17 protein-coding genes, 1 pseudogene and 1 riboswitch are annotated in these 21,748 nt (G+C 70.8%); of the genes and pseudogenes, 7 read left to right on the top strand and 11 right to left on the bottom strand.

Translation table 11 applies throughout. The features are described from left to right. Window positions 1-9: 9 nt before the first annotated feature. From QSK21_RS19070 to QSK21_RS19055, 4 genes are all read left to right on the top strand, one after another. Window positions 10-708: a class I SAM-dependent methyltransferase gene (locus QSK21_RS19070; protein WP_285697513.1), complete on the top strand. Its 699-nt coding sequence runs from the start codon at window positions 10-12 to the stop codon at window positions 706-708. Between the two features lie 85 nt (window positions 709-793). Beyond that, window positions 794-2,224: a DNA repair protein RadA gene (gene radA / locus QSK21_RS19065; protein ID WP_285697510.1), complete on the top strand. Its 1,431-nt coding sequence runs from the start codon at window positions 794-796 to the stop codon at window positions 2,222-2,224. 115 nt (window positions 2,225-2,339) lie between these two features. After that, the gene (gene disA, locus QSK21_RS19060; protein ID WP_285697508.1) at window positions 2,340-3,422 is read left to right on the top strand and encodes a DNA integrity scanning diadenylate cyclase DisA; all 1,083 of its coding nucleotides are present in this window, start codon (window positions 2,340-2,342) and stop codon (window positions 3,420-3,422) included. A gap of 199 nt (window positions 3,423-3,621) precedes the next feature. After that, a complete protein-coding gene (locus tag QSK21_RS19055; RefSeq protein ID WP_285697505.1) occupies window positions 3,622-4,515 on the top strand; it encodes an HhH-GPD family protein in 894 nt (297 codons plus the stop codon). Window positions 4,516-4,626: 111 nt separating this feature from the next. On the opposite strand, the gene QSK21_RS19050 is transcribed toward QSK21_RS19055, so the two are convergent. From QSK21_RS19050 to QSK21_RS19030, 5 genes are all read right to left on the bottom strand, one after another. Further along, window positions 4,627-7,143 carry an ATP-dependent Clp protease ATP-binding subunit gene (locus tag QSK21_RS19050; RefSeq protein WP_285697503.1) on the bottom strand — a complete coding sequence of 839 codons (2,517 nt, stop codon included), beginning with the start codon at window positions 7,141-7,143 and terminating at the stop codon, window positions 4,627-4,629. 413 nt (window positions 7,144-7,556) lie between these two features. Next, window positions 7,557-7,880 (bottom strand): histone-like nucleoid-structuring protein Lsr2, encoded by a 324-nt coding sequence (locus QSK21_RS19045; protein ID WP_285697502.1) that lies wholly within the window; start codon window positions 7,878-7,880, stop codon window positions 7,557-7,559. 731 nt (window positions 7,881-8,611) lie between these two features. Continuing rightward, window positions 8,612-9,163, bottom strand: a complete 552-nt coding sequence (locus QSK21_RS19040; protein WP_285697500.1) for an RDD family protein — start codon at window positions 9,161-9,163, stop codon at window positions 8,612-8,614. Window positions 9,164-9,172: 9 nt separating this feature from the next. Then, window positions 9,173-9,976, bottom strand: a complete 804-nt coding sequence (locus QSK21_RS19035) for an RDD family protein (protein WP_285697499.1) — start codon at window positions 9,974-9,976, stop codon at window positions 9,173-9,175. Between the two features lie 3 nt (window positions 9,977-9,979). Continuing rightward, the gene (locus tag QSK21_RS19030) at window positions 9,980-10,534 is read right to left on the bottom strand and encodes an amino-acid N-acetyltransferase (RefSeq protein WP_285697498.1); all 555 of its coding nucleotides are present in this window, start codon (window positions 10,532-10,534) and stop codon (window positions 9,980-9,982) included. Between the two features lie 272 nt (window positions 10,535-10,806). Continuing rightward, window positions 10,807-10,934, top strand: a riboswitch (cyclic di-AMP (ydaO/yuaA leader). Window positions 10,935-10,937: 3 nt separating this feature from the next. On the opposite strand from QSK21_RS19030, the gene QSK21_RS19025 reads away from it, so the two are divergent. After that, on the top strand, window positions 10,938-11,963 hold the full coding sequence (locus tag QSK21_RS19025) for an NlpC/P60 family protein (RefSeq protein WP_285697496.1): 1,026 nt from the start codon (window positions 10,938-10,940) through the stop codon (window positions 11,961-11,963). 329 nt (window positions 11,964-12,292) lie between these two features. On the opposite strand, the gene QSK21_RS19020 is transcribed toward QSK21_RS19025, so the two are convergent. Beyond that, on the bottom strand, window positions 12,293-12,520 hold the full coding sequence (locus tag QSK21_RS19020; protein WP_285697494.1) for a LuxR family transcriptional regulator: 228 nt from the start codon (window positions 12,518-12,520) through the stop codon (window positions 12,293-12,295). 568 nt (window positions 12,521-13,088) lie between these two features. On the opposite strand from QSK21_RS19020, the gene QSK21_RS19015 reads away from it, so the two are divergent. Beyond that, the gene (locus QSK21_RS19015) at window positions 13,089-14,114 is read left to right on the top strand and encodes a LacI family DNA-binding transcriptional regulator (RefSeq protein ID WP_285697492.1); all 1,026 of its coding nucleotides are present in this window, start codon (window positions 13,089-13,091) and stop codon (window positions 14,112-14,114) included. 73 nt (window positions 14,115-14,187) lie between these two features. Beyond that, window positions 14,188-15,429: a cytochrome P450 gene (locus QSK21_RS19010; protein WP_285697491.1), complete on the top strand. Its 1,242-nt coding sequence runs from the start codon at window positions 14,188-14,190 to the stop codon at window positions 15,427-15,429. A gap of 30 nt (window positions 15,430-15,459) precedes the next feature. Here QSK21_RS19010 and lysX read toward each other — a convergent pair whose 3' ends face one another. From lysX to panC, 5 genes and pseudogenes are all read right to left on the bottom strand, one after another. Then, window positions 15,460-16,980: a bifunctional lysylphosphatidylglycerol synthetase/lysine--tRNA ligase LysX gene (gene lysX, locus QSK21_RS19005; RefSeq protein WP_285697490.1), complete on the bottom strand. Its 1,521-nt coding sequence runs from the start codon at window positions 16,978-16,980 to the stop codon at window positions 15,460-15,462. A gap of 68 nt (window positions 16,981-17,048) precedes the next feature. Further along, window positions 17,049-17,831, bottom strand: coding sequence for a type III pantothenate kinase (locus tag QSK21_RS19000; protein ID WP_285697489.1), 783 nt, complete (start codon window positions 17,829-17,831; stop codon window positions 17,049-17,051). Window positions 17,832-17,845: 14 nt separating this feature from the next. Continuing rightward, window positions 17,846-20,313: pseudogene (locus tag QSK21_RS18990) on the bottom strand (L-aspartate oxidase). A gap of 73 nt (window positions 20,314-20,386) precedes the next feature. Further along, complete coding sequence (panD, locus tag QSK21_RS18985) at window positions 20,387-20,803, bottom strand: aspartate 1-decarboxylase (protein WP_285697483.1); 417 nt, start codon at window positions 20,801-20,803, stop codon at window positions 20,387-20,389. Between the two features lie 10 nt (window positions 20,804-20,813). Continuing rightward, complete coding sequence (panC, locus tag QSK21_RS18980; protein ID WP_285697482.1) at window positions 20,814-21,707, bottom strand: pantoate--beta-alanine ligase; 894 nt, start codon at window positions 21,705-21,707, stop codon at window positions 20,814-20,816. Window positions 21,708-21,748: the final 41 nt, after the last annotated feature.

Raw genomic sequence — 21,748 nt, 5'->3', positions numbered from 1 at the left:
GTGGTTTCCATGGCCGAGATCGCGCCGGGGGCCGTGCCGAGCCCGAACATCTGGAACTCGCCCCGAGTGTACGAAATCGGGAACCGCGCCGTGGACCCCGACGGGACGCTCGACTCGGCGATGCGCGCGATCCGCCCCTGGACCGGCGCCACGGTGCTGGACGTCGGCTGCGGAACCGGCTTCCACCTGCCCGTCTTCGCCCGCGAGGCGGCCAAGGTGATCGGGGTGGAGCCGCACGGCGGGCTTGCGGCGGCGGCCCGCCGCCGGGTGCGCGATGTGCCGAACGTCACCGTCCGGGTGGGGGCCGCGCAGGCGCTGCCGCTCCCGGACGCCTCCGTGGACGTCGTCCACGCCCGCTGGGCGTACTTCTTCGGTCCCGGCTGCGAGCCCGGCCTGGCCGAGCTCGACCGGGTGACACGGCGCGGCGGCGCGATCTTCATCATCGACACCGACGCCACCCGCTCGACCTACGGCCGCTGGTTCCTGCGCTGGCTGCCGTCCTACGACCCCCGCGCCGTCGAGCGCTTCTGGACGCGGCGCGGCTACCAGCGCTCGCCCCTGACCTTCCGCTGGGCCTTCGAGAGCCGTGCCGACCTTGAGGCCGTCCTGCGCATCGACTTCCCGCCGGAGGTCGCCGAGGCCGCCCTGCGCGAGCACGACGGCCACGAGGTGGACTACGCGGTCAACCTGTGGTGGCGCTACACCTGACCCCGACACGACGACCCCGACATGACGGCCCCGAAATGACGGAGCCGCGCTCTACGCTTCCGCGCATGGGGACGGAGCGAGCCGAATGAGCCGGGCGAAGACCGCGAAGGCGTCCTACCGCTGTACGGAGTGCGGATGGCAGACGTCCAAGTGGGTCGGGCGTTGCGGGGAGTGCCAGACGTGGGGGACGGTCGCCGAGGCCGGGACGGCGACGCCCGCGCGGGTCGTCACGGCGGGGCCGGTCAGCGCTCCGGCGCGGCCGATCGGCCAGGTGGACGTGCGGTCGGCGACCATGCGGGCCACCGGCCTGGACGAGCTGGACCGGGTCCTCGGCGGCGGCATGGTGCCCGGTGCCGTGCTGCTGCTGGCCGGGGAGCCGGGCATCGGGAAGTCCACCCTGCTCCTTGAGGTCGCGGCGCTGGCGTCCACCCCCGACGGGCGGGACGCCGCCGAGCGTTCACCCGTCCTGTACGTGACGGGCGAGGAGTCGGCGGAACAGGTCCGCCTGCGGGCCGACCGGGTAGGGGCGATCACCGACGACCTGTACCTGGCCGCGGAGACCGAGCTGTCGGCGGTCCTGGGGCACATCGACGCGGTGGAGCCCTCGCTGGTGGTCGTGGACTCGATCCAGACGATCGGCACGTCCGAGGTGGACGGCGCGCCGGGCGGGGTGACGCAGATCCGCGAGGTCGCCGCCAACCTCATCCGGGTGGCCAAGGAGCGCTGCGTCACGGTGGTGCTGGTCGGCCATGTGACCAAGGAGGGCGCGATCGCCGGGCCGCGCCTGCTGGAGCATCTGGTGGACGTCGTCCTGTACTTCGAGGGCGACCGGCACAGCAGGCTGCGGATGATCCGCGCGGTGAAGAACCGGTACGGCCCCACCGACGAGCTGGGCTGCTTCGACCTGTCGGAGGTGGGCATCGTCGGCCTGCCCGACCCCAGCGGGCTGTTCCTGACCCGTCGTGAGGAGCCCGTGCCGGGGACGTGCGTGACCGTGACCCTGGAGGGGCGGCGGCCGCTGGTCGCCGAGGTGCAGGCCCTCGTCGCCAAGTCGCACCTGCCCGCGCCGCGCCGCGCCTCGTCCGGCCTCGACACCTCGCGCGTGGCGATGGTGCTGGCCGTGCTGGCGCAGCGATGCAAGATCTCCATGCACGAGAAGGACGTGTACGTCTCGACGGTCGGCGGCGTGCGGCTCTCGGAGACCTCCGTCGACCTGGCGCTGGCGCTGGCGGTCGCCGGGTCGACGGTGGAGCAGTCGCTGTCGGGCAGCCTGATCGCGGTGGGCGAGGTCGGCCTGGCCGGGGAGGTCCGGGTCGTCCCCGGCGTGCAGCGGCGGCTGGGCGAGGCGGCACGGCTGGGGTTCAAGCACGCGGTCGTCCCGCGCGGATCGCTCGAACTGGGGGACGGGTCCCCCCTCAAGCGCGCGGACCCGCAACTGATGAGCTATGAAGGGATGAAAGTGATGGAAGTGGACAGCCTCACGCAGGCACTACAGGTCGCCTTTACAGCGCCCTAACAGGCGTCACGGCAGGCTACAGGCGCCACACCCTTCACGCTTAGGGCCAGGTGAGGACTCCCTGACGAGGTGTCCTCGATAAACTGACGCCGTCCAGCGACCTCCCGGGGGCCAGGTGCCAGTACCAGACAAGGGTCATGACGAACGACGCCGCGCCACACTCGCCGCGGTGGCGCCGGGCACGCCCATCCGCGACGGGCTGGAACGAATCCTGCGGGGCCACACCGGCGGGCTGATCGTGCTGGGGTACGACAAGCTCGTCGAGGATCTGTGCACCGGCGGCTTCGAGCTCGACGTGGAGTTCTCCGCGACACGGCTGCGCGAGCTGGCCAAGATGGACGGCGCGATCGTGCTCGACGACTCGCACTCGCGGATCGTGCGGGCCGCGGTGCACCTGGTGCCCGACTCGACGATTCCCACCGAGGAGTCCGGCACCCGGCACCGCACCGCCGAGCGGGTGGCCAGGCAGACCGGCTACCCGGTCATCTCGGTCAGCCAGTCGATGCACATCATCGCGCTCTACCTGGACGGCATCCGCTACGTCCTGGAGGACTCGGCGGCGATCCTGTCCAAGGCCAACCAGGCCCTGGCCACCCTCGAACGCTACAAGCTGCGGCTCGACGAGGTGTCCGGGACGCTCTCCGCCCTGGAGATCGAGGACCTGGTCACCGTGCGGGACGTCAGCGCCGTCGTGCAGCGCCTGGAGATGGTGCGCCGGATCGCCGACGAGATCGAGGGCTATGTGGTCGAGCTGGGCACCGACGGCCGGCTGCTGTCCCTGCAACTGGACGAGCTGGTGTCGGGCGTGGACGTGGACCGCGAGCTGATCGTCCGCGACTACCCGTCCCGGGAGGCCCGTGACCGCGGCTTCGACGCCATCCTGGACGACCTGGACGGGCTGTCGGCCAACGAGCTGCTGGACCTGTCCACGGTCGCCGAGGTGATGGGCTTCACCGGCCCGGACGCGCTCGACCTGCCGGTCAGCCCCAAGGGCTACCGGCTGCTGGCCAAGGTCCCGCGGCTGCCGGGCCTGGTGGTGGAACGGCTGGTGGAGCACTTCGGCGGGCTGCAGAAGCTGCTGGCCGCCAGCATCGACGACCTCCAGGCCGTCGGCGGGGTCGGCGAGGCGCGGGCCCGCAGCGTCCGCGAGGGACTGTCCCGGCTCGCGGAATCCTCCATCCTGGAGCGTTACGTCTAGGCGGTTCCCGCGCGATCGCCCGACGGGCGGGCCTTTAGTCGCGCGCCCAAATCACCGGTCCGGTACGGACCACCGCACCCCTCCGTCCCGCATCTCTCACGGTCAGGTCGTGACCTGTGTCACCTGACACAACTCCTTCGACGGGTGTGAACGGTGTGGCGCGGCTTCCCTCCGGGCCGTGCCAGAATGGCCGCGGATCATGAGCACTTCGTACACCGAGCCGGTCATCGAGCCGATCATCGACTGGTACGAGACGCACGCCCGGGACCTTCCCTGGCGGGCGGCGTCGGCCACCCCGTGGGGCGTCCTGGTCAGCGAGATCATGCTCCAGCAGACCCCCGTCGCCCGCGTACTGCCGGTCTGGGGCGAGTGGATGCGACGCTGGCCCACGCCCGCGGCGCTCGCCGCCGAGCCGTCCGGTGAGGCGGTACGGGCGTGGGGGCGGCTCGGCTACCCGCGCCGCGCGCTGCGCCTCCACGCCACCGCCACGGCGATCGTCGAACGGCACGGGGGCGAGGTCCCGTCCTCCCACGACGAGCTGCTGGCCCTGCCGGGCATCGGGGCGTACACCGCCGCCGCCGTCGCCAGCTTCGCCTACCGGCAGCGGCACGCCGTCCTGGACACCAACGTCCGGCGCGTCCTGGCCCGCCTGTGCTCGGGGACGGAGCACCCGCCCAAGACCCAGAGCAGGGACGAGGTCCGCCTTGCCGAGTCGCTGCTGCCCCTGGATCCGCCCACCGCCGCCCGATGGTCGGTCGCCGTCATGGAGCTGGGTGCCCTGGTCTGCACGGCCCGTTCCCCGCGCTGCGTCGACTGCCCGGTGATCGCCCGGTGCGCCTGGCAGGCGGCGGGACGTCCCGCGTACGACGGCCCGCCCCGCCGCGGCCAGACCTACGCGGGCACGGACCGCCAGTGCCGGGGCCGCCTCCTCGCCGTCCTCCGGGACGCGGAGGGCCCGGTCGAGAAGGCCGCGCTCGATGTCGTCTGGTCGGAGGCGGTCCAGCGGGAACGCGCCCTCGACGCCCTGATCGCCGACGGCCTGGTCGATCCCCTGGACGACGGCCGGTACGCCCTCCCGGGGCACACCGCCTAGAGCTCCGGCGTCGTAGGTGCGGCGCATCCACACCACGATCTGCTCGCCGGTGGGTCGGGGCCGGACGCGAAAGGGCCCGCCCCCGGGAGGGGACGGGCCCTGTTCAGCCGGTCAGTCCTTGTTGAAGTTGACCGCGCCCTCGATCGGGGGCGGGCTGTCGGGGACCGTGGACGGCTTCGGCACACCCTTGAAGGTGAACTTGGCGTCCTCGCCGGTGCCCTCGGTGCCGACGATCACGATCTGGCCGGACTTCACCTCGTTGTACAGGATCCGCTCCGACAACTGATCCTCGATCTCCCGCTGGATCGTACGGCGCAGCGGACGGGCGCCCAGCACCGGGTCATACCCCCGCTCGGCCAGCAGGTCCTTGGCCTCCTGACGCAGCTCGATACCCATGTCCCGGTCCTTGAGCCGCTCGTCCACCTTGGCGATCATCAGATCCACGATCTGGATGATCTCCTTCGGCGTCAGCTGGTGGAACACCACCGTGTCGTCGACGCGGTTCAGGAACTCCGGCCGGAAGTGCTGCTTGAGCTCCTCGCCGACCTTGGCCTTCATCCGCTCGTAGGACCCCTGCTCGTCGTTGGCACGGGAGAAGCCCAGCGACTGGCCCTTGGAGATGTCCCGGGTCCCCAGGTTGGTGGTCATGATGATCACGGTGTTCTTGAAGTCGACCACCCGGCCCTGGGCGTCGGTCAGCCGGCCGTCCTCCAGGATCTGCAGCAGGCTGTTGAAGATGTCCTGGTGGGCCTTCTCGATCTCGTCGAACAGCACCACCGAGAACGGCTTGCGCCGCACCTTCTCGGTGAGCTGGCCGCCCTCCTCGTACCCGACATAACCGGGCGGGGAACCGAACAGCCGCGAGACGGTGTGCTTCTCCATGAACTCCGACATGTCGAGCTGGATCAGCGCGTCCTCGTCCCCGAACAGGAACTCCGCCAGCGTCTTGGACAGCTCGGTCTTCCCCACACCCGACGGCCCGGCGAAGATGAACGAACCACCCGGACGCTTCGGGTCCTTCAGGCCCGCGCGGGTACGCCGGATCGACTGGGAGAGGGCCTTGATGGCGTCCTCCTGGCCGATCACGCGCTTGTGCAGCTCGTCCTCCATGCGCAGGAGGCGCGCGCTCTCCTCCTCGGTCAGCTTGAAGACCGGGATGCCGGTGGCGGTGGCCAGGACCTCGGCGATCAGCTCCTCGGTCACCTCAGCCACGACGTCCATGTCGCCGGCCTTCCACTCCTTCTCCCGCTGCGCCTTCTGGCCCAGTAGCTGCTTCTCCGAGTCGCGCAGCGCGGCGGCCTTCTCGAAGTCCTGCGCGTCGATCGCGGACTCCTTCTCGCGGCGCACGTCGGCGATCTTTTCGTCGTACTCGCGCAGGTCCGGCGGCGCGGTCATGCGGCGGATCCGCATCCGCGAACCGGCCTCGTCGATCAGGTCGATCGCCTTGTCCGGCAGGAACCGGTCGCTGATGTAACGGTCCGCCAGTTGGGCGGCCGCCACCAGGGCGCTGTCGGTGATGGACACGCGGTGGTGCGCCTCGTACCGGTCGCGCAGCCCCTTGAGGATCTCGATGGTGTGCGACAGCGACGGCTCGGCCACCTGGATCGGCTGGAACCGCCGCTCCAGTGCCGCGTCCTTCTCCAGGTGCTTGCGGTACTCGTCCAGGGTCGTCGCACCGATCGTCTGCAGCTCGCCACGTGCCAGCATCGGCTTGAGGATGGACGCGGCGTCGATGGCGCCCTCGGCCGCGCCCGCGCCGACCAGGGTGTGCAGCTCGTCGATGAACAGGATGATGTCCCCGCGGGTGCGGATCTCCTTGAGCACCTTCTTCAGGCGCTCCTCGAAGTCACCCCGGTACCGCGACCCGGCCACCAGCGCGCCCAGGTCGAGCGTGTAGAGCTGCTTGTCCTTGAGCGTCTCGGGCACCTCGCCCTTGACGATCTTCTGCGCCAGGCCCTCGACCACGGCGGTCTTGCCGACGCCGGGCTCGCCGACCAGCACCGGGTTGTTCTTGGTACGGCGGGACAGCACCTGCATGACCCGCTCGATCTCCTTGTCCCGGCCGATCACCGGGTCGAGCTTGCCCTCCCGGGCCGCCTGGGTGAGGTTCCGGCCGAACTGGTCGAGCACAAGGGACGTGGACGGCGTGGACTCCGCCGGGCCGCCGGACGCGGCCGGCTCCTTGCCGCCCTGGTAGCCGTGCAGGAGCTGGATCACCTGCTGGCGCACCCGGTTCAGGTCCGCCCCCAGCTTCACCAGGACCTGGGCCGCGACGCCCTCGCCCTCACGGATCAAGCCAAGGAGAATGTGCTCGGTACCGATGTAGTTGTGACCGAGCTGCAAGGCCTCCCGCAGCGACAGCTCCAGCACCTTCTTGGCACGCGGAGTGAACGGGATGTGCCCCGACGGGGCCTGCTGCCCCTGGCCGATGATCTCCTCGACCTGCTGGCGCACCGCCTCCAGGCTGATCCCAAGACTCTCCAGCGCCTTCGCGGCCACACCCTCGCCCTCGTGGATCAGGCCAAGGAGGATGTGCTCGGTGCCGATGTAGTTGTGGTTGAGCATCCTGGCCTCTTCCTGAGCCAGGACGACCACCCGCCGCGCGCGGTCGGTGAACCTCTCGAACATCTCGTCGCTCCTCATAGAGCGGTTGGGCAAAGTCCGGGATGTCCGAACCTGTCCTTCCGCAGGTGCTGGCACTTAACAAACTAGCCCGCCCCCGAGGAGGCCACCCGGTGCACTCCCACCAGGAGACGTTCCCCAGCAAAGCGCTGTTCAGTCTCATCCAACTACCGCACGGGTGCGCTATGTTCCCGCTACGCCCCAAGCGAACGGGAGCCCTTTCCGCAGGTCATGAGCAACACCGAGCCGAGTACCGAGGGGACGCCCCGAAGGGCGGCGGGCGCTTCCGGCGGGCGCCGACCGCAAGTGGATACCGCGCGCGGAGCGGCATCAACCCACCGATCTCTACGCCACAAGCGAACGGCCCGCCCCTCATGCGCGAGGAGGCGGGCCGCCCATAGGCGAGGCGTCGAGGCGTCTCAGTGCGCGGCCTCGTACTTCTCGATCACATTGGCCGGGATGCGGCCGCGCTCATTGACCTTGATGCCGTTTTCCTTGGCCCAGGCTCGGATCTCGGCGCTGCGCTCGCGGCTGGAGGCGCCGCGCTGACGCCTGCGGCGGCTCGTGGTCCCGGCCTTACGCGACTTCTCAACGAACGGCTGCAGGCAATCCCGCAGCTTCTTTGCGTTGGCGCTACTCAGGTCGATCTCGTACGAGGCGCCGTCGACCGAGAACGATACGGTCTCGTCCGCCTCGCCACCGTCGAGGTCGTCGACGAGAAGCACCTGAACCTTCTGTGCCATGGGGACAGACCTTTCAGCTGGAGCAAACTGCATTCGGTTGACAAAGATATACCGTGAAGCTCGCGGATGACAATTCAAGACGCGCGGGAACTCCCCGGAACTCTCCGGAAGTCGCCTTCCCGACCGGCAACACCGCGCAATCACCCGTCCGGCGAATCGATCCGGTGGGGTATACCTGGTGATACGCCACCGCCGGCGACCGGCGATCGACCCGGCGTGGCGGGCGAGGAATTGAGCCGGGCCCCCGCTGCCGGGCTTGGGGATCAAGTGATGTTGCTCACGAGGCGGCCCGCTGACCAGGGCCGCACATGGTGCATTGGATTGGTTTCCGGGGGTCTCCGGGCTTTCCCGGACGGTCCGCCCACCCGGAATAACCGGCCGCCACCGGATTGCCCGGTAGGGCATCACCCATCCCCCGAGCCTTCGATTAGCCCTGACGTAACGGGATCAACCGCCCGCGGTACGGCGAATGAGGGGCATGCCGAGGGCCCGCTCGGCAACCTGATCAGCGCGCCCGCCGTAGACGTACATCGATACCGGCGGGCGCGGTGTCGGCGAAATCCGTTGCCGTCGCGGGGTTGACGGGCCCGGGAAGTGCTCTCCGATGACCGGTACGGCGCGGGCAACTCTACTGCATACCGGATAACGGCGGATAAGCACCGGTCTGGCTCCGATCCGGTCGGGCTTGTTCCGGATTGTTCCGCTTGTCGTGAGCCGTTCCCGCCGTGCGGTCAGGCCGCTCCGCGCCTCACCACGACCGTGCCGCTAAGCCGGTCGTGCAACGCCTGACGCCATGTGCCCTCATACATCAGGGCCGCGTTCCCCACCCACAAGAGACCGGCGATCAGACCGAACACGGGAACCGGCCGGGCGGCAATAGGAAGCGCGTAGACGGCCGAGCGCAGCAGCGATCGCCCCACCCCCAGAGGGGCCGACGCGATGGCTTCTCCATCGCTCTCAGGGCCCTGCGATACGGCGTGCGGCGGCGACGGGACGACGTGTATGCCCGCGACGCGCTTGCCCAGCGTCCGTCCCCACAAGACCAACTGGACCCACTCGTAGAGCAGCAGGAGCCCCGCGACGGCCGGAGGAGCGGCGATCTCCACGTCCCCGGCGGGCACGACCTCACGGAGCACCATGATCACTGGCAGCCCCACTACCAGGGTGTCGACGATCCGGGCCAGCAATCGCTGCCCGGGCTCGGCCAGCCGTAGGCCCACCGGGTCTTCGCCGGGGATTTCCGGGAGCGGGTCGGCCTTGGGCGCCTGATCCGCTGCTGCCATCGCCCTGCCTTACTCCCCGTACCGGTACTCGGTGGTCTCGCCGTAGGCGCCCTGCCCGTACCCGCCCTCGTCGTAGCCCTCGCGCTCGTCGATGACCAGCGTTCCGGAGAAACGGTCGTGAAGGGACTGGCGCAGTGGCTGATCCCAGATCGCCCAGAGGTAGGCCATCAGGGTCCCGATCCAGACGAGCATCATTCCGTAGGCGAGGTAATCCCACACCATCACGGCGAGCGCCAGGAAGAAGAACACGCCGATCTGGTAGCCCACATGCACGATGCCGGCGCGCCAAACCGCCTGGGTCGTCGTAATGGCGTCGCCCGCGGGCCGTACCTGGACGACGCCCAGATGCATGACGCGCTTGCCGAGCGTCCGGCCCCAGAGGGAGAGCTGCACGGCCTCATAGATGAACGGCAGCACCGACAGGACGGCGAAGAGCGTGAACAGGATCGGCCAGTTCCAGATACCGCCCTCGGTCTCGGTCTTGCTTCCGGCCGAACCCAGGCCGATCGTCCCGATCACGACGGGCACGACGAGCGCGAATCCGAACGCCGACACAAGCCCGTTGTCGAGAACCCGCGCGGCGGCGCGCCGATGGATGGGCGCGAGGGGAAGGCTCGCCGCCTCGGAAACGTCGGGGGCGCCGTGGTAACCGTAGTCCTGCTGCCAGTTCTGCTGGGGAGGCGATTGCCATTGGCCTCCCGCCGGCCCCTGCTGCCACTGCGACCCCTGATAGGACGGCGGAGGGCCGTACCGGCCCTGAGGTGGCGGGCCCGGCTGAGGATAGTGCCTGCCGCGGCGGGGGGATCTACTCATCGGTCAGTCCTCCAGGCGAAGCAACATCCGGGTATTGCCCAACGTATTCGGCTTGACCCGGTCGAGGTCCAGGAACTCTGCCACGCCTTCGTCGTAGGAACGGAGGAGTTCTTCGTACACCTCGGGCGAAACCGGGGTGCCCAGGATCGGGCGGAACCCGTGACGCGCGAAGAAGTCCACTTCGAAGGTAAGACAGAACACGCGCCGCACGCCGAGTTCCCGGGCGACTTCCAGCAGCCGCGTCACGATCCGGTGACCGATGCCGCGCCCTCCGTACCCCCGGTCGACCGCCACCGAGCGGACCTCGGCCAGGTCCTCCCACATGACGTGGAGCGCGCCGCACCCGACCACCCGTCCGGGACGCCCCCCGGCGGCCTCCGCGGACTCGCCGCCCTCGGCGGGCTCCGCGATCTCGGCGACCCAGAACTCCTGGACGTCCTCGTACAGCTCCACCGTGTTCTTGCGCAGCATCCGGCGGCCCGGACCCGCGTACTGGCCGATGAGCCGGCTGATCTCCTGGACGTCCGCAGTACGGGCACGCCTGATCACCACATCCACAACCAGCCGACGCTATCGGACCAGGTGGCGCGGCTTCGCCCCGGCGCGGCCGGCCACCCGGTCAGGCGGTGCGAAGTGGCCCATAACACATCACTGCTCCCCCAACAGCCCCAACTGCATCTGAATCGCCCGGTTTCACCGGGGATTTCCGGTGTTCCGGTTGGCAGCACCCGCCCGCTCCGTTAGTCTCCTGCGCTGACATCCGGCCGCCGTCGCATGCGGCCGTACCGCCGAATCCGCGGGGCGCCGCCAGCGTTCCGGGAACCGGGGACCCACCACTCCGGCCGCTCCGGGAGGACACCGGGCCGGAGCCGGGGGGTTAATCCGCGCGACCCGCGGACGGGCCGCTCCTTGCCCGAACCCGTCAGCTAACCCGGTAGGCGGTGGAAGGAGAGGAGATTTGGTGGAGTCGTCGCGCTCTGGTCGCTTTTCGCGCGGTTCTGGATCCCTTCCCCGCCCGGAATCCGTTTCCCGCCGGAAGGCCGCGGCCGGGCTCCGGATCACCGTCGCGGGCGCCCTGATCGCCACCACGGCGGTGTTCCAGCCGGTCGCCGCGCACGCCGACCCGGAGCCGTCCACCAAGGACCTCAGGGCCCAGGCGTACAAGCTCGCCGACCAGCTCGAACAGCTCACCGAGCAGTACAACGGGCTGCGCGTCAAGCTCCAGCAGTCGCAGCGGGCCGCCAAGGTCGCCGCCGACAACGCCCGCCGCCAGGAGGAGGCGCTCACCGGGCTCCGCGAGAAGGTCGGGACCCTGGCCGCCACCAGCTACATGAAGGGCGGCGCCGACCCCACCGCCCAGTTCCTCTCCGCGCGGGACCCGCAGGCCGTCCTCGACCAGGCCGCCACGCTGCACTTCTTCGCCGCCCAGGACGGCACCCGGGTCGCGGGCATGCTGCAGGCGATGCAGGCCGCCCAGCGCGCCCGCAAGGCCGCCGAGAACCGCGCCGACCAGGTCGAGAAGCTGCGCGCCGACCTCGACGCGCAGCGCAAGAAGGTCACCGCCCTGTACGAGAAGGTCCGCGGGACGCTCGTCAAGCGCGACCCCACGGAACTGGCCCGGCTCCCCGTCCTGGGCAACGGCAAGGCCGCGCAGGCGCTCAGGCTGGCCATGGGCAAGATCGGGCGCCCGTACGTCTGGGGCGCCTCGGGCCCGAACGCCTTCGACTGCTCCGGCCTGATCATGTGGGCGTACCGGCAGGTCGGCATCAGCCTCCCGCACTACACCGGCAGCCAGTGGAACGCGGGCACGCACATCTCCCGCAGCCAGCTCCAGCCGGGCGACCTGGTGTTCTTCTACTCCGACCTGCACCACGTGGGCATGTACGTGGGCGGCGGGAAGATGCTGCACGCCCCGCAGACCGGGGACGTCGTCAAGATCTCCCCGATGGCCGGCAGGCCGTTCGCGGGCGCCGTCCGTGTCGCCTGAGGTCGCTTTGGACGCGACCTGATACAGCGTGAACGCAGCCTGACACCGGTTGGACGGCCGCCTGGGATCGGGAGCGGTGGAACGGTCTTCGCCGACGGCCCCGGAGGGGCTGGAGGAATGCGGCGGGGGGCCTTAGCCAGAATGATCGCGGAACCACGTCCGCGGCGACGCATCGGCAGGGACCTACCTGCGAGGGGGCGGCGTCGCCGCAACGGGGGGGACGGAGTTCGCCTACTTGTGTTGCCGGTCGTTCTGTCTTGCCGTGTTCGCTCTTCCTGCGCCCGTATCCTCCCGGCGGGCGGGGCGTGAACCCTGGCTGGGTTCGTGCCCTAGATGAGCTGCCTGCGGGCCGCCCACACAACGGCCTCGATCGGCGTGTTCACTTCGAGCCGGTCGCAGATGGTCCGCAGCCTCCGCCGCAGGGTCCGTGCGCTCAGCTCGAGCTTGCGTGCCGCCACATCGGCTGTGACACCGCTGGCGATCTGCGCGAGCAGTCGGATCTCCTCCTCGTTCAGTCGCAGATCGTCGGTGCGACGTGCGAGTGTGGCCTGTTCCACTCCGTCCTCCCTCGTCCGTGGTGATGACCGCGGGGATGCAGCCGTCCGCTACACAGGCACGGGTAGGCCTCGATTTGGTCGCGTTGGTTGCCGGGTCCGGCTCTCCGGACTGAGATCATCGATTCCCTTTGCCGAAGCGCACGCTTGGCCGGAGGTGGCCGATGGCCCGATTGGGGGGCGCATGGGGGAACTCCGGGTGACGATGCAGACGTTGCCCAACCGAACGCGAACGCGCCCGCGGGTGCGAAGGACGCGCCCACGGCGGAGTGGGCGGCGCCCCCGCTGGGGAGGAGAGCGCCTTGCCGGGACGGGTCTTGACCGCCAGCCATCTCCACCCGCCCCTCCGTCAGATCGTCCGATTCTCTTCGTTCCGGCCGCGAACGAAGATCGTGAATCGTTTCAAGCTACGCTTCGGCTCGGAACGCTAGGCGGCCGAATCCGGCCCGTCAAGCGGCCGTTGGAGACCATGTGCACACGTATAATCACCCATCGTGACGTCTCGCTCGGGGGCCAGTGGCGGGAAGCTCGATAACCTGCGGAAACAGACCCCGGGTCGGCGAGGAGAGAGTTGGCGCAGAGCAGCATCCGTGAAGTCGCGAGGCGCGCCGGAGTTTCAGTTGGGACGGTTTCGAATGTCCTAAACCGGCCAGACCTCGTGGCCGAAGCTACCCGTGACCGTGTTCGCGCGGCGATCCAGGAGCTCGGTTTCGTCCGGAACGAGTCGGCCCGCAGGCTCCGTCAGGGCCGCAGACGCTCCTCCGACCGGCGCGCGGCACCGCGCCCGCGCGCGTTCGGCATCGTGGTCGGGGACCTCACCAACCCATACGCGACGGACGTGGCGCGCGGCGCCGAGCTGGCGCTGTACGACGCCGGCCATGACGCGCTGTGGCTCAGCAGCGACCATTCGCCCGAGAAGGAGCGGCGCAGCCTCGACATGCTGGCCGAGCACGACGCGGCCGGGGTGCTGATCACCCCGGTGGCGCTGGGCGCGGCGGGCATCGAACGGCTGCGCGCCTCGTCCGGCATGGTGGTGGTGCTGATCGACCAGTCCTCGCCGGACGTGTGCTCGGTCCAGGTCGACCATGTCGCGGGCGGCGACATCGCGGCGGCGCACCTGATGGCGCTCGGCCATGAGCGCATCGCGTTCGTCACCGGCGCTCCCGCGCCCGCGGCGTGCGTCGAGCGCGGCGAGGGCGCCGCGCGCACCCTCGCCAAGGCGGGGATCGGCGAGCTGATGACGCTGATGCAGGACGGGCTGTCGCCCACCGCGGGCCAGGCCGCCGCGCAGCGCCTGCTGGAGATGAGGCCGCGGCCGACCGGCGCGTTCTGCGCCAACGACCTGCTGGCCATCGGGCTGGTCAACGAGCTGGTCCGGCTCGGCGTGCGGGTTCCCGACGACCTGGCGGTGGTCGGCTATGACGACATCGAGCTGGCCTCCAGTTCGGCGGTGCCGCTGACCACCGTCCGGCAGCCCCGGCTCGCGGTCGGCGAGGAGGCCGCCGAGCTGGCGCTGGCCGAGTTCGCCGAGGGCGAGTCGCACCTGCACCGGCAGGTGATCCTCACGCCCGAGCTGATCGTCCGGGAGTCCGCCTAGCGCGGGCCCGCCTGGCGGCGGCCGGGGGCGGCGCGGCTGTTGACAGACCGTTCAATACCGGGATGCTTGGGGCATGACTGAGGTCATCGGGCCGGCGGAGATCCTCGGCTTCGACCCGTTCGCCCCGTCCTTCCGCGCCGACCCGTACCCCCGCTACCGCGAGCTGGACGCCGCCCGCTCGCTCGCCCGCACTCCCGCGGGGCTCTGGGTGACCACCGGGCACGAGCTGTGCGAGCGGGTCCTGCGCGATCCCGGTTTCGGCCATCGCCCCGCCGAGGGCGTCGTCTGGCGGGACGCCCCCGCGCGCCGGCGCTCGTTCCTGACCATGGACCCGCCCGACCACACGCGGCTGCGCCGCCTGGTCGGCAAGGCGTTCACCGCCCGGCTGGTCGAACGGCTGCGCCCGCGCGTCGAGGAACTGGTCGCCGACCTGCTGGACGCCCTGCCGGAGGGCGAGCCCGTCGACCTGCTCGCCGCGCTGGCCTACCCGCTGCCCGTAATCATGATCAGCGAGCTGCTGGGCGTGCCGCCCGAGGACCGCGACCTGTTCAAGGGCTGGTCGGACGCCCTCGCCCGCGGCCTGGACCCCGACTTCCTGCTGCCGGCCGGCGACCTGGCGAAGCGGGAGGAGGCACGCACCGAGTTCGCCGGCTACTTCGCCGAGCTGGCCGCGCGGCGCCGTGCCGAGCCGCGGGACGACCTGCTCAGCGCGCTGGTGGCGGTGTCGGACGGCGGCGAGGTGCTCTCCGAGGCCGATCTGCTCGCCACCTGCGTCCTGCTGCTGGTCGCGGGGCACGAGACCACCGTCAACCTGATCGGGAACGGGGCGCTGGCCCTGCTGCGGCACCCGGACCAGCTCGCCTGGTTCCGCGCGCATCCGGACGAGTCGGCCGCCGCCGTCGAGGAGCTGCTGCGGTACGACCCGCCGGTGCAGCTCACGCTGCGCTCCGCGCTGGAGGACCGGGTCGTCGGCGGCACCCCCGTCCCGAAGGGCGGGATGGTGCTGCTGATCCTCGGGGCCGCCAACCGCGACCCCGCCGTGTTCCGTGACCCCGACCGGCTGGACCTCACCCGGTACGCCGGTGCCGGCACGGGACGCGCGGAGGCTCCCCGGCATCTGGCGTTCGGGCACGGGATCCACTTCTGCCTCGGCGCCCCGCTGGCCCGCCTGGAGGGGCGGATCGCGCTGAGACGCCTTTTCGAGCGCGAAGTGGCCCTGGCCGACGTTCCTCTCACCTACCGCGACAATCTCGTCCTACGGGGACTCTCCGCCCTTCCCGCGACCATCGGGAGCGGCCGCCCGGCCCTCGGGTGAGGAGGCCGGTGCGAAGGGCAGGGGCGCCCGCTACTCCGCGCGGTCCGGCCTGACGAGCGGGAACAGGATCGTCTCGCGGATGTTCTTGCCGGTGAACGCCATGATCATCCGGTCGATCCCGGCGCCCATCCCACCGGTCGGCGGCATCGCGTACTCCAAAGCCCGCAGGAAGTCCTCGTCGAGCTGCATCGCCTCGGGATCGCCCCCGGCGGCCAGCAGCGACTGCTCGGTCAGCCTCCGGCGCTGCTCGACCGGGTCGACCAGCTCCGAGTACGCGGTGCCCAGCTCGGTGCCGAACCCGATCAGGTCCCACTTCTCGGTCAGCAGCGGCTCCTCCCGGTGCTGCCGGGTCAGCGGCGAGGTCTCCAGCGGGTAGTCCATGACGAACGTGGGCTGCACCAGCGTGTGCTCGACCAGCTCCTCGAACAGCTCCTGGACGAGCTTGCCCTGCCCCCACTTGGGGTCCCACTGGATCTCCCTGGAGTCGGCGAGCTTGCGCACGTCCTCCAGCGGGGTGTGCGGGGTGACCTCCTCGCCGAGCGCGTCCGACACGGCGCCGTACAGCGTGATCCGCGGCCACCGCGCGAGCCCGAGATCGTACTCCTCGCCGTCGTGGACGACGACCGTGGTGCCCAGCGCGGCGACCACCGCGCGCTGATACATCCGCTGGGTCAGGTCGGCCATGTCATTGTAGTCGAGGTAGGTGCCGTACGCCTCGACCATCGTGAACTCCGGGTTGTGCGTGGAGTCCGCGCCCTCGTTCCGGAAGTTCCGGTTGATCTCGAAGACCTTGTCGATGCCGCCCACCACCAGCCGCTTGAGGTACAGCTCGATGGCGATCCGCAGGTACAGGTCCATGTCGTAGGCGTTGATGTGCGTCACGAAGGGACGCGCCGCCGCCCCGCCGTGGATCGGCTGCAGCATCGGGGTCTCGACCTCGAGGTACCCCTCCTCGTGCCAGAAGTCGCGGACCGCCCGCACGGTGGCGCTGCGGAGCCGGGCCATCTCGCGGGCCTCGTCGTTGACGATCAGGTCCACGTACCGCTGCCGGACCCGCGCCTCCGGGTCGGTCAGCCCCGCGTGCTTCTCCGGCAGCGGGCGCAGGCACTTGGACGTGATCGCGAACCGGTCGGCCAGCACCGACAGCTCGCCCCGCCGGGAGGTGATGACCTCGCCCTCGACGCCGACGTGGTCGCCGAGGTCGACCTCGCGCTTCCACAGGTCGAGCTGGTCCTGCCCGACGTTGGCCAGCGACAGCATCACCTGCAGCTCGCCCGTGCCGTCGCGGAGGGTGGCGAAGCACAGCTTGCCGGTGTTGCGGATGAGCATGACGCGACCGGCCACACCCACCTTGTCGCCCGTCTCGGTGCCCGGCTCAAGGTCGGGATATTTCTCCCGCACCTCGGCGAGGGTCGCCGTGCGGGGAAAGTTCACCGGGTACGGGTCGATGCCGCTCTCGCGGAGACGGTCGAGCTTCTCCCGGCGCACGCGCATCTGCTCCGGCAGGTTCTCGTAGGCGGGATCGGCGGTGGAATCGGTCTCGTCACTCACGGCTCAAGGCTATCGACGTGCCGGGACGCCCCGCGAACGACTTCCCGAGGGCGCCCCGCGGGGCCGGCTCAGGGCGTGTTGCGCTGGTAGATCAGGCGCAGCCCGACCAGCGTCAGCCACGGCTCGAAGGCGTCGATGCGGCGCGACTCCTCCAGCACCAGCGACGCCAGCCCACCCGTCGCGATCACGGTGACCTCGTCGGGATCGGCGGACAGCTCCAGCGACATCCGCTCCACGATCCCGTCCACCTGGCCGGCGAAGCCGAAGATGATCCCCGACTGGAGCGCCTCCACCGTGTTCTTGGCGATCACGTTCCGCGGCCTGACCAGCTCGATCTTGTGCAACTGGGCGCCGCGCCTCGACAGCGCGTCGATGGAGATCTCGATGCCGGGCGCGATCGCGCCGCCCACGTACTCGCCCTTGGCCGACACCGCGTCGAAGGTGGTGGCGGTGCCGAAGTCCACCACGATCGCCGGGCCGCCGTGCAGGTGGACGGCGGCCAGCGCGTTCACGATCCGGTCCGCGCCGACCTCCTTGGGATTGTCCATCCGGACCGGGACGCCGGTCTTCACCCCCGGCTCCACGATCACCGCGGTCACGTCGCCGTAGTAGCGACGGCACATCTCCCGCATCTCGTGCAGGACGGACGGGACGGTGGAGCACAGCGCGATGCCGCTGATGTCGGTGTCGGCCAGCAGCGGGCTCTGCTGGACCAGGCCCTGGAGGACCACCGCGATCTCGTCGGCGGTGCGCCGCGGATCGGTGTTGATCCTCCAGTGCTCGATCACCTCCTCGCCCTCGAACAGGCCGAGGACGGTGTGGGTGTTACCGACGTCGATGGTGAGCAGCATCAGGTCCCCGCTGGTCAGCTGAAGTCAAGGCCGATGTCGAACGCGCGCGCCGAGTGCGTGAGCGCACCCACCGCAAGGTAGTCGACACCGGTCACGGCCGCGTCTCGAGCGCGGTCGAGCGTCAGCCCGCCGCTCGCCTCCAGCTCGGCGCGGCCATCGACGCGCCGCACCGCCTCGGCCATCTCCTCGTCGCTCATGTTGTCCAGCAGCAGGGACGTGGCACCCGCCGCGATCGCCTCGTCCACCTGGTCCAGCGTGTCGCACTCGACCTGGACGTGCAGCGCCGGATAGATCGCGCGGATCGCATCGTACGCGCGGGTGACCGAGCCGGCCGCGGCCACGTGGTTGTCCTTGACAAGCGCCGCGTCGTGCAGGCCCATCCGGTGGTTGACGCCGCCGCCGCAGCGCACCGCGTACTTCTGCAAGGCGCGCAGGCCGGGCAGCGTCTTGCGGGTGTCGCGGATTTTGGCCTTGGTGCCCGCGACGGCGTCCACCCAGAGGCGAGTCTCGGTCGCGATCCCGGACAGGTGGGTGAGCAGGTTGAGGGCCGTCCGCTCGGCGCGCAGCACGGACCGGGTGGGCCCGTCCACCGACAGCAGCACCTGGCCCGCCGTCACCCGGTCGCCGTCGGCCGCCTTGGCGGCGTACCCGACGCCCAGCAGGTCGAACACCACCGCGGCCACCGGGATCCCGGCGACCACGCCGTCCTGGCGCGCGGTGAGGTCGCCGCTCGCGGTGTCGTCCGGAGCGACGATCGGCTCGCTGGTCACATCGGCCTCGCCGTCCTCCGCCAGCGCCTCGCGGACCAGGTTCTCCACAGCCTGTGGATCGAGTCCCGCCGCCCGCAGCCCGGTCTTCAGTTCGTCCCTCATGAGCCTTCCTTCGTGGTGGTCAGTTCCCCCTCCGGCGTCACCGTGGTGATCAGGTGGGTCGACCAGGTGGTGTCATCCCGGTCGGGATGATCTTCGCGCCAATGGCTTCCCCGTGTCTCCTCGCGGCGGCGCGCGGCGGTCACGATCGCGGTGGCGACCGCGTGCAGGTTGGTGGCCTCCCACGACTCGACGCCCGGTGCGCCCTCGCGGGCGGTCAGGGCGTGCAGCTCCCGTTCGGCGGCGGCGAGCCCCTCGGCGTCGCGCAGGACGCCCGCGTGCGCGGTCATGATCCGCTGGATCTCGGGACGGGTGTCCGGGGCGAGCAGTCCCCGGCCCGGGACGGGCTCCGCGGGCTCGCCCGGCGTGGCCAGGTCACCGGGCAGGGCCTTGGCGATGCGTTCGGCGAAGACCAGGCCCTCCAGCAGCGAGTTGGACGCGAGCCGGTTGGCCCCGTGGACGCCGGTGCAGGCGACCTCGCCGCACGCGTACAGGCCGGGGACGGACGTGCGCCCGTACAGGTCGGTCCGGACGCCTCCGCTCGCGTAGTGAGCGGCCGGAACCACCGGGATCGGCTCGCGCACGGGATCGATCCCGTGATGGCGGCACGCGGCCAGGATGGTCGGGAAGCGCCGCTCCCAGGTGAACGCGCCGAGGTGCCGCCCGTCCAGGAACATGTGCGAGGCCCCCGTCTCCCGCATCCTGTTCATGATCCCCTTGGTGACCACGTCGCGCGGCGCCAGCTCGGCCAGCTCGTGCCCGCCCAGCATGAACCGTTCCCCGGCGTGATCGACGAGATGGGCGCCCTCGCCCCGTACCGCCTCGGAGATCAGCGGCTGCCGTCCCCGCGCCCCCTCGCCGAGCCACAGCACGGTCGGGTGGAACTGGACGAACTCCAGGTCGGTCACCGCGGCACCGGCGCGCAGCGCCAGCGCCACGCCGTCACCGGTCGACACCTCGGGATTGGTCGTGGCCGAGAACACCTGCCCGAGGCCGCCCGTGGCCAGCACCACGGCTCGCGCGCGCACCGCGCCGACGCCGTGCGGCTGGCCCTCGCCCATCACGTGCAGGGTGACGCCGGCGGCGCGGCCGTCCCCGTCCTTGAGCAGGTCGAGGACGACCGCGTGCTCGATCACCTCGACGCGCGCCTCCTTGAGCGCGGCCAGCAGGGCGCGGCTGATCTCGGCGCCGGTGGCGTCACCGCCCGCGTGCGCGATCCGCCTCCGGTGATGGCCGCCCTCACGGGCCAGCGCGATGCCGCCGTCGTGCTCCCGGTCGAACTCGGTTCCCAGCTCGATCAGCCGCCGCACCGCGTCCGGGCCCTCGGTGACCAGGACGCGGACGGCGGCCTCGTCGCACAGCCCGACCCCGGCCGTCAAGGTGTCGGCCAGATGCTCGTCCGGGCTGTCGTCCGGGGCGAGGGCGGCGGCGATCCCGCCCTGCGCCCAGCGTGTGGACCCCTCGTCCAGCAGCGCCTTGGTGACCAGGAGCACCCGCCCGTGCTGGCGGCACCGCAGCGCCGCCACCAGACCGGCGATGCCGGAACCGATCACGACGATGTCGGCGGGCCGCGTCCAGCCGGGCTCGGGGGCGGTCAAACGACGAGGGATCATGACGCACCGTCCAGGGCTCGATTTTCGTCATTGTGACATTAACCCCTGGAGCGGCTCGTCACCGGGGTGCCGGTCAGGTGACCGCCCGATCGCCGCGCACCTGGCCGGAGCCCGGGACCGGCTCGGCGGGGTCGTCGCCGAGCGCGATGATCGAGTTCGTCCGGTCGACATGGACGACCTTCGGCACGAACGCGCGGGCCTCCGCGTCGCTCATCACCGCGTAGCTGATGATGATCACCAGGTCGCCCGGCTGGACGAGCCGGGCCGCGGCGCCGTTGACGCCGATCACGCCGGAGCCGCGCTCCCCCTCGATCAGGTACGTCTCCAGCCGGGCGCCGTTGTCGATGTCGACCACCTGCACCTGCTCGCCGGGCAGCAGGTCCGCGGCGTCCAGCAGATCCCGGTCGACCGTCAGCGACCCCACGTAGTGCAGGTCGGCCTGGGTGACGGTGGCACGGTGGATCTTCGACTTGAACATCGTCCGGAACATCGGACCCTCCTCAGGCGGCCGAAGGGCCGAATCGCAGCGGCACGTTGTCGATCAGATGGGTGGTGCCGACCCGTCCCGCGACGGCGAGCACCGCCGGCCCCGAGTAGGAGCCGCCGACCTCGGTGAACGTGGCGGGATCCACCAGCACCAGATAGTCCAGGCGCAGCGGCGGATCGGCGGCCGCCGCCTCGTCCAGGACGGCCCTGGCGGCGCGTACCACCGCGTCCGGCCCGGCCCCGGCGGCCTCCTCGCCCACCCGCAGCGCCCGCGACAGCGCCAGCGCCGTCGTCCGCTCCTCGGGCGACAGGTAGCGGTTGCGGCTGGAGAGCGCCAGGCCGTCCGGCTCCCGTACCGTCGGGACGCCCTCCACCCGCACCGGCACGTCCAGATCCGCGACCATCCGGCGGATCATGGCGAGCTGCTGGGCGTCCTTCTGCCCGAAGAACGCCACGTCGGGGCGCACGAGCTGGAACAGCTTCATCACCACGGTCAGCATCCCGTCGAAGTGCCCCGGCCGCGCCGCGCCCTCGACCACCTCGCCCATCGGCCCCGACCTGATCGTCACCTGCGGCTCCTGCGGGTACATCACCTCGCGGGACGGCGCGAACACCAGATCCACGCCCTCCGCCGTGCACACCGCCAGGTCGTCGTCGAACGTGCGCGGGTAGCGGTCGAAGTCCTCGTCCGGGCCGAACTGCAACGGATTCACGAAGATGCTCACCACCACCGTGTCGCCGTTCTCCCGCGCGTGCCGCATCAACGACCGGTGGCCCTCGTGCAAGGCGCCCATGGTCGGCACCAGCGCCAGAGTGCCCTTGACCTCCGAACGCGCGGCGGCCAGCTCCGCCCGCGTCCGCACGACGACCGGCGCCTCGCCGGTCCCCCTGGACGACACCGTGTCCACTGAACCTCCTCGATCGATCCGGCCTCTCCACGAGTGCCGGT

This window comes from Actinomadura sp. NBRC 104412 (assembly GCF_030269515.1).
In the GTDB taxonomy this organism is placed as follows: domain Bacteria; phylum Actinomycetota; class Actinomycetes; order Streptosporangiales; family Streptosporangiaceae; genus Spirillospora.
This window is presented reverse-complemented; position numbering and strand designations above follow the sequence as displayed.